This is a genomic window from Rhodococcus sp. NPDC059179 (assembly GCF_042754885.1).
Lineage (GTDB): Bacteria > Actinomycetota > Actinomycetes > Mycobacteriales > Mycobacteriaceae > Rhodococcus_G.
On the sequence record NZ_JBHZBV010000013.1, the window covers coordinates 113,272 to 120,894 of the forward strand.

7 protein-coding genes are annotated in these 7,623 nt (G+C 68.8%); 4 read left to right on the plus strand and 3 right to left on the minus strand.

The window, feature by feature from the left end; all coding sequences use genetic code 11:
• Positions 1-30 precede the first annotated feature (30 nt).
• Together ACFXMV_RS20330 and ACFXMV_RS20335 are read left to right on the plus strand one after the other, a co-directional pair.
• Positions 31-3,003 (plus strand): acyl-CoA synthetase, encoded by a 2,973-nt coding sequence (locus ACFXMV_RS20330; protein ID WP_378503493.1) that lies wholly within the window; start codon positions 31-33, stop codon positions 3,001-3,003.
• Between the two features lie 69 nt (positions 3,004-3,072).
• Complete coding sequence (locus ACFXMV_RS20335) at positions 3,073-3,291, plus strand: Trm112 family protein (RefSeq protein WP_378500763.1); 219 nt, start codon at positions 3,073-3,075, stop codon at positions 3,289-3,291.
• A 1-nt stretch (position 3,292) separates the two neighbouring features.
• On the opposite strand, the gene ACFXMV_RS20340 is transcribed toward ACFXMV_RS20335, so the two are convergent.
• The 3 genes from ACFXMV_RS20340 to ACFXMV_RS20350 are packed head-to-tail and all read right to left on the minus strand — an operon-like array spanning position 3,293 to position 5,399.
• The gene (locus ACFXMV_RS20340; RefSeq protein ID WP_378500764.1) at positions 3,293-3,907 is read right to left on the minus strand and encodes a TetR family transcriptional regulator; all 615 of its coding nucleotides are present in this window, start codon (positions 3,905-3,907) and stop codon (positions 3,293-3,295) included.
• Positions 3,904-4,659, minus strand: coding sequence for an ABC transporter permease (locus ACFXMV_RS20345; RefSeq protein ID WP_378503494.1), 756 nt, complete (start codon positions 4,657-4,659; stop codon positions 3,904-3,906). The genes ACFXMV_RS20340 and ACFXMV_RS20345 overlap by 4 nt, the downstream gene beginning before the upstream one ends.
• On the minus strand, positions 4,656-5,399 hold the full coding sequence (locus ACFXMV_RS20350) for an ABC transporter ATP-binding protein (protein WP_378503495.1): 744 nt from the start codon (positions 5,397-5,399) through the stop codon (positions 4,656-4,658). The genes ACFXMV_RS20345 and ACFXMV_RS20350 overlap by 4 nt, the downstream gene beginning before the upstream one ends.
• Before the next feature lie 112 nt (positions 5,400-5,511).
• Here ACFXMV_RS20350 and ACFXMV_RS20355 point away from each other — a divergent pair, with 112 nt between their 5' ends.
• Both ACFXMV_RS20355 and tyrS read left to right on the plus strand, forming a co-directional pair.
• The gene (locus tag ACFXMV_RS20355) at positions 5,512-6,138 is read left to right on the plus strand and encodes a DNA-3-methyladenine glycosylase (RefSeq protein ID WP_378503496.1); all 627 of its coding nucleotides are present in this window, start codon (positions 5,512-5,514) and stop codon (positions 6,136-6,138) included.
• Positions 6,135-7,409 carry a tyrosine--tRNA ligase gene (tyrS, locus tag ACFXMV_RS20360; protein ID WP_378500768.1) on the plus strand — a complete coding sequence of 425 codons (1,275 nt, stop codon included), beginning with the start codon at positions 6,135-6,137 and terminating at the stop codon, positions 7,407-7,409. Before ACFXMV_RS20355 ends, tyrS begins: the two co-directional genes overlap by 4 nt.
• Positions 7,410-7,623 lie beyond the last annotated feature (214 nt).

Consider the following 7,623-nt stretch of genomic DNA (forward strand, 5'->3'; position numbering starts at 1 on the left):
CCGTCGATCATCCCATGGGGGGACGAAGAAGTGAGTTGGTATCCAGAGGTTCTGAACGGCTCGGTGCGGCGGATCGTCGCCACCGCGCAGAACGGCCTCGAGGTGATTCGGCTGGGCGGCCTCGAGACGGAATCGCGCCCGTCGCAGTTCCGGGTGGTCGAGCGCGAACCCATGTTCCGGCTCCGCCGCTACTTCGCGGACGAGGACGCCGACGGGTCGCGGCCCCCGGTCGTGCTGGTGCCGCCGATGATGATGGCGGCCGACGTCTACGACGTCGCGCAGGAGCAGGGGGCGGTGGGCGTCCTGCACGCGATGGGACTCGACCCCTGGGTGGTCGACTTCGGATCGCCGGACACCGAGGACGGCGGCTGGAACCGCACGCTCGCCGACCACGTCGTCGCGATCAGCGACATCATCGACAGGGTGTACGAGCACACCGGCCGTGACGTGCACCTCGGCGGGTACTCCCAGGGCGGAATGTTCTGCTACCAGGCCGCCGCCTACCGGCGGTGCAAGAACCTGGCCAGCGTGATCACCTTCGGGGCGCCCGTCGACACGCTTGCCGCGCTGCCGTTCGGGATCCCGGAGGGTGTCGCAACCAGGGCCGCGGACCTGCTCGCCGACCACGTGTTCAACCGGCTCTCCATCGCGGGTTGGATGGCGCGCACCGGTTTCCAGTTGCTCGACCCCGTCAAGACCGCCAAGTCCCGTATCGACTTTCTTCGCCAGTTGCACGACCGGGAGGCGTTGCTCCCGCGTGAGCAGCAGCGGCGGTTCCTCGCGACCGAGGGCTGGGTGGCGTGGTCGGGCCCGGCCGTCGCGGAGCTGCTCAAGCAGTTCATCGTGCACAACCGGATGATGTCCGGTGGCTTCGTGATCCAGGAGCGTCTGGTCACGCTCGCGGAACTGACCTGCCCGATCCTCGCCTTCATCGGCGAGGTCGACGACATCGGGCAGCCCGTCGCGGTGCGCGGGATCCGGAGGGCGGCACCGCGTGCCGAGGTCTTCGAATCGACCTTGCGAGCAGGACATTTCGGGCTCGTCGTCGGGTCCGCCGCGGCCACCCAGACCTGGCCGACTGCCGGCGAGTGGATCCGCTGGCGGGAAGGCCTCGGTCCCCGCCCCGAGAGTGTCGACGAGATGACATACGCGGATCAGCCGGCGACCGAGACCGGGGTCTCGGTGAGCGACAGGCTGCTGCACACCGGGGCGTCCATCGCCGAAGTCGGCGTCGGCATCACCAGGGGCGTGCTGGGTATCACCTCGCAGACGGTGCGCGGGACCAGGGAACTGTCCGCGGAGGCGGTTCGGGTGCTGCCCCGGTTGGCCAGGCTCGGTCAGATCCAGCCACATACGGCGATCTCGCTGGGCAAATTGCTGGCCGAGGCGGGGGACAAGTCGCCGAAGGGCGAGTGCTTCCTGTTCGACGATCGGGTGTACACCAACGAGGCCGTCAACACGCGCATCGACAACGTGGTGCGTGGACTCATCTCGACGGGGGTGCGGCCGGCCGAGCGCATCGGCCTGCTCATGGAGACCAGGCCGAGCGCGTTGACCGCGATCGCCGCGCTGTCGCGGATCGGTGCCGTCGTCGTCATGTTGCCGCCGACCACCGACCTGGCCGCGTCGGTCCGCCTCGGTGGGGTGGACACGATCATCACGGACCCGGACAACCTGCGCGCGGCGACCTCGCTCGGGGTCAACGTGCTGGTGCTCGGCGGCGGTGAGTCGCGTGTTCTGGACACCGAACAGGACTCGGCGACAATCGATCTCGAGAAGATCGATCCTTCGCTCGTGGATCTGCCCGCATGGTATCGGCCGAATCCGGGACGCGCGCAGGAGCTCGCCTTCGTTCTGGTGAGCAGGGCAGGCGGTCATCTCGAGGCGAAGTACATCACCAATCACCGCTGGGCGTTGTCCGCCTTCGGTACCGCGACCGCGGCGAACCTCGGCCGCGGTGACACTGTGTATTCGATTGCGCCGCTCTATCATTCGTCTGTTCTGCTGGCCACGCTCGGCGGCGCGATCGTTGGTGGATCCAGAATCGCCCTCACTCGAGGGCTGGACCCCGCACAGTTCGCGGCCGAGGTGCACCGCTACGGCGTGACCGTGGTCGCCTACACCTGGACGATGATGCGCGAGCTGGTGAACGCGGACCTGCCCATCGGGCCCGGACACCCGATCCGGCTGTTCATCGGCTCCGGCATGCCGCGCGGACTGTGGCTGCGGACGATGAAGCGATTCGAACCGGCGCAGGTCCTCGAGTTCTACGCCTCCACCGAGGGCGCCGTGGTCCTCGCGAACGTGTCGGGCGCCAAGCCCGGTGCGAAGGGCCGCCCGCTGCCGGGCAGCAGCCCTGTCCGGATCGCCGCATACGACCCGATCCTCGGTGAGTACCTTGTCGACGAGCGTGGTCTGGTACGTGAATGCGGCGTCGGCGAGGTCGGCTTGCTGCTCGGTCACGCGACCAACAACGAGGCGATCAGCGGTGCCATGCGCGGGGTGTTCGGCGCGGGCGACGCCTGGGTGCCGACCGAGCACCTCTTCAAGCGGGACGCCGACGGCGACTACTGGATGATGGACGACAAGAACGTGGTGGTCAGGGCCAAACGCGGCCCGGTGTTCGGCCAGCCGATCGTCGATGCCCTCGGTGGCATCGAGAGGGTGGACCTCGCGGTGACCTACGGGGTCGCCGTCGGTGACGAGGAACTCGTGGTCGTCGCACTGACGCTGCTCCCCGACAGTTCGCTCAGCGCAGTCGACCTCGCGGATGCCCTCGCGGACCTCGAGCCTGCGCAGCGGCCGGACCTGATCCACGTCGTCCCGGAGATCGCGATCAGCAACTCGTACCGGCCCCGGCGGAGTGCGCTCAAGGCGGCCGGACTGCCGAAGCCGAGCGTGCGGTCGTGGTACTACGACCCGGAGAAGGACGGCTATCGCCGTCTGACCCGGGCGGTGATCGCCGAGCTGCGCGAGCAGGGGAGTCGGGCGCTGACCGGGTAGCCGGGTAGCGTTACCGACGACATCGGCCGTTGCCGACTCCACCGTCCGCAAGCTCGAGAGGACCTTCCCGTGGCGCTTGATCCCACCCTGCTGAGCATCCTGGCCTGCCCACAGGACAAGGGTCCCCTGCTGCTCGTCGACGATGAGCTGCTGTACAACCCGCGGCTTCGTCGGGCGTACCCGATCGAGGACGGCATCCCGGTCCTGCTGGTGGACGAGGCGCGCACCGTCGGCGAGGAAGAGCACGAGGCGATCCTCGCGCGCGCTCAGGGGCCTGCCGCGGGCTGAATCAGTCCAGGTCGCCGGTCAGGTAGCGCTGCAGGTTCGGTCCGACCAAGGCGACGACCTCGTCGACCGACAGCGAGGCGAGCGGCTCGAGCCGGAGCAGGTACCGGGTGACCAGCAGCCCGGCCATCTGAGATGCGACCAGGGTGGCCCGTGTCCTGCCACTGCCGATCGGCACGTCGATTCGGTCGACGATCTCGCGCAGCACCACCTCGGTAAGGAAATTGCGCACGAGTCCGGGAGACTCGCCCGAGATCGCGGCGCGGAACGCGGCCAGTACGGCGTTGCCGTGTGGTGACTCCCATACCCCGAGAACTCCGCGTAGCAACAGGGCGCCGATCTCCTCGGCCGGGGCGTCCCGCACCGCGCCGAGGACCACGTGGGGGTCCACCGGCATCGCGACCGCTGCGAGGAACAAGGCTCGCTTGGTGCCGAAGTAGTGGTGTACGAGCGCGGAATCGACACCGGCCTCGGCGGCGATTGCGCGCACCGACGTCCCCTCGAAACCGGTGTCCGCGAACCGATTCCGGGCTGCGGTCAGGATGAGGTCCTTGGTGTCCGGGTTTCCGGGCCTGCGTCCGGACCGGGTGGCGGTCGCGGGAGGACCGTCCGTTGTCATGGCGTTCGCCTGCGCAGCGTCGCGGCCGCGAGGCACAGGGCGACCACCGCGAACGCGGCGACCACGGCGAGGTCGCGCCACATCAGCGCGGTGCTGCCGGTGTGCTGCGCGACCTGCTGCAGCGCCTCGACGGCGTAGCTCAGGGGCATCACGTTCGAGATCCATTCCAGCCACTGCGGTAGCTGGTCGCGCGGGACCAGCAGCCCGCACAGGAACAGCTGCGGGATCACAATCACCGGCATGAACTGGACCGCCTGGAATTCGGTCCGGGCGAAGGCGCTGCAGAGCAGCCCCAGGGCGACGCCGAGCGTCGCGTCGACCACGGCTATCAGCACCACCAGCCCGACGCTGCCCGCGGTGGTCAGTCCGAGCAGTCCGAACGTCACCAGGCAGGCGAGCGTCGCCTGCGCCGCAGCGGCCAGGGAGAACGCCGTGCCGTAGCCGCCGAGCAGATCCAGCTTGGACATCGGCGTGGTGAGCAGGCGTTCGAGGGTGCCCGAGCTCCGTTCGCGCTGCATCGCGATGGAGGTGACCAGGAACATCACCACGAACGGCAGGATTCCCAGCATGGTGATCGCGATCCGGTCGAACAGCGACTGCTGGCCGGGCGGCGTCGGCACGTTCACGTAGAGGAAGTAGAGCAGCGTCATCAGCAGCGCGGGGATCAGCAGGATCATCGCGACGGTGCGGTGGTCGGCGCGGAGCTGGCGGAGGATGCGTCCGGTGCTCGCGGTGTAGATCCTGCCGTTCATGACTGCTGCGCTCCAACCGTGTGGGTTCGGATCAGGGTGAGGAAGGCGTGCTCGAGGCTGGATTGCCCCGTCTCCGTGCGCAGTTCGTCGGGGCTGAGCTGCGCGATCAGGCTGCCTTCGCGCATCAGCAGCAGCTCCGGGCAGTGCTCGGCCTCGTCCATCACGTGGCTCGAGACGAGCAGGGTGGTGCCCCCGGCCGCGAGGTCGGCGAACCGGTCCCACAGGTCCGCGCGCAGGACCGGATCGAGCCCGACGGTCGGCTCGTCCAGGATCAGCAGTTCGGGGTCCGCGACCAGGGCGCACGCCAGGGACACCCGGCCGCGCTGACCGCCGGAGAGCTGGCCGGCGGGCTGGTCGGCGTAGCCACCGAGTCCGACCGCGTCGACCGACTCGGCCGCGGCGGCCGCGGGGCGGCCGTACAGCGCGGCGAAGTAGCGGACGTTATCGCGGACCGAGAGGTCCAGGTAGACCGTGGGGGACTGGGTGACGTACCCGACGCGGCGGCGCAGCGGGGCCGACCCGGCGGGCTCGCCGAGCACGGTCACCGAGCCCGATTCGACGATCTGCGTGCCGACTATCGCCCGCATCAGGGTCGTCTTGCCGCAGCCGGATGGGCCGAGCAGGCCGGTGATGGATCCGCTCCTGACGTGCAGGTTCAGCCTGTGCAGCACTTCGTTTCTGCCTCGGCGGACCACCAGATCGGAGATCTCGATCGCTGGGCCGGTCATCGGTTCGGGCATCGGGAGCCTCAATTCATCCAATGATGAAATCATCCTTGGATGAATTCTCTGCCCGTGCGGGCGGGGTGTCAACACCCACCGGCGGCCGCGAACACGAGGCACAATCGGCGAGATGTCGGAGCGAGAACTGGCCGCCGCGGATCCGTTGACGGCCGCGCGCCTGGTGCTCGGGGCACGGCTCACCGCGGGCGAGGTCACGGTGCGAATCGTCGAGGTGGAGGCGTACGGCAGCGATGAGGCGGGACCATGGCCAGACCCCGCCGCGCATTCCTATCCGGGCCCGACCCGCCGGAATGCGGTGATGTTCGGCGCCGCGGGTCGGTTGTACGTCTACCGCAGCCACGGACTGCATCTGTGTATGAACGTCTCTTGCGCGGGGGTCGGCACCGCGGGTGCGGTGCTGCTCCGGGCGGCCGAGGTGGTGGAGGGTGCGGACATCGTGCGGCGGCGTCGCGGGCAGGACAAGCGTGATCGCGATCTGGCCAGGGGGCCGGGAAACCTCGGGAAGGCACTGGGAATCACCCTGGCAGACAACGGGTCCGACCTGTTTGCCGCCGGCTCGGCGATCCGGTTGCGACTCGATCCACTGCTCGAGCATGCAGTCGGCCCACGCGTAGGAGTGAGCCGGGCAGCCGAGCGCCCCTGGCGGATGTGGGATCCCACCTCGCTCGCCGTTTCCTCCTACCGGCGCAGCCCGCGTGCGCCGGTAGGCCCCGGTGGGAGAGAATCGAAGGCGTGACTGTGAACATCATCGACGAACTCCACTGGCGTGGCCTCATTCAGCAATCCACGGACCTCGACGCGCTGCGGCGCGACGCCGATGCCGGTCCGGTCACTCTCTATGCCGGCTTCGATCCGACCGGGCCCAGCCTGCACGCCGGTCATCTGGTGCCGTTGCTGGCCCTGAAGCGGTTCCAGATGGCGGGCCACCGGCCCATCGTGCTCGCCGGCGGTGCCACCGGACTGATCGGCGACCCGCGCGACGTGGGGGAGCGCACGATGAACTCCGCAGACACCGTCGCCGAGTGGGCGGCTCGCATCCGCGCCCAGCTCGAGCGCTTCGTCGACTTCGAGGGTCCGAGCGGGGCTGTCATCGAGAACAACATGAACTGGATCGGCCAGCTGTCCACGATCGACTTCCTGCGCGATGTCGGCAAGCACTTCTCGGTCAACGTCATGCTGGCGCGGGACACGGTCAAGCGCAGGCTCGAGTCCGACGGCATGTCGTACACGGAATTCAGCTACATGCTGCTGCAAGCGAACGACTACCTGCAGCTCCGCCGCGAGTACGGTTGCACGCTTCAGGTCGGCGGGTCCGACCAGTGGGGCAACATCATCGCCGGTGTCGAGCTCAATCGGCGGGTGGACGGGGAGTCGGTGCACGCGCTCACCGTTCCGCTGGTCACCTCGGCGGACGGCAAGAAGTTCGGCAAGTCGACCGGTGGCGGCAGCCTGTGGCTCGATCCGGAAATGACCAGCCCCTACGCCTGGTACCAGTACTTCGTGAACACCGCGGACGCGGACGTCGTCCGGTACCTGCGTTGGTTCACGTTCCTCACCCAGGAAGAGCTCGCCGCGCTCGAGGAAGAGACCGTCGCGCGGCCGCAGGCGAGGGCGGCGCAGCGCAGGCTCGCGGCAGAGATGACGACCCTGGTGCACGGTGAACACCACACCGCAGCCGCCGAGCTCGCCAGCCAGGCTCTGTTCGGCAAGGCCGAGCTGGCCGACCTGGACGAGTCGACCCTCGCCGCGGCGCTGACCGAGGCATCGGTCGCGCAGGTGCGGCCCGGTGACGCGTCGACCATCGTCGACCTGCTGGTGGCCAGTGGCCTCTGCGAGAGCAAGGGTGCGGCGCGGCGCGCGATCAAGGAGGGTGGCGCGTCGGTGAACAACGAGCGCATCAGCGCCGAGGAGTGGGAGCCTCAGGCCTCGGACCTCCTGCACGGTCAGTGGCTGGTCATTCGCCGCGGCAAGCGGAACTTCGCCGGCATTCAGGTGCTGCCCGCCTGAGGCGACCGCCGAGGGTGGCGCGAGTCACATCGATGTGATTCGATGGATTCGCGCCCCCAGGGCGGTGCGCGCCGCCCGCGACCTGCGACGGTGCGGCGGACCGCGCCGCTGACCTGGGAATTTGACGCTGTGTTCTTGTTCGCGTAACTTTTGTCGAGTCAGAGCGACACGGACACCGACCCGGGCCGAGAGGCCGGGGACACGAGGTTGGACG

Bases quoted from the DNA above. Each gene is read 5' to 3' on its own strand.
- ACFXMV_RS20350 (WP_378503495.1), bottom strand. From the start codon at position 5,399: ATGCCCGAACCGATGACCGGCCCAGCGATCGAGATCTCCGATCTGGTG.
- ACFXMV_RS20345 (WP_378503494.1), bottom strand. From the start codon at position 4,659: ATGAACGGCAGGATCTACACCGCGAGCACCGGACGCATCCTCCGCCAG.
- ACFXMV_RS20355 (WP_378503496.1), top strand. From the start codon at position 5,512: ATGTCGGAGCGAGAACTGGCCGCCGCGGATCCGTTGACGGCCGCGCGC.
- ACFXMV_RS20340 (WP_378500764.1), bottom strand. From the start codon at position 3,907: ATGACAACGGACGGTCCTCCCGCGACCGCCACCCGGTCCGGACGCAGG.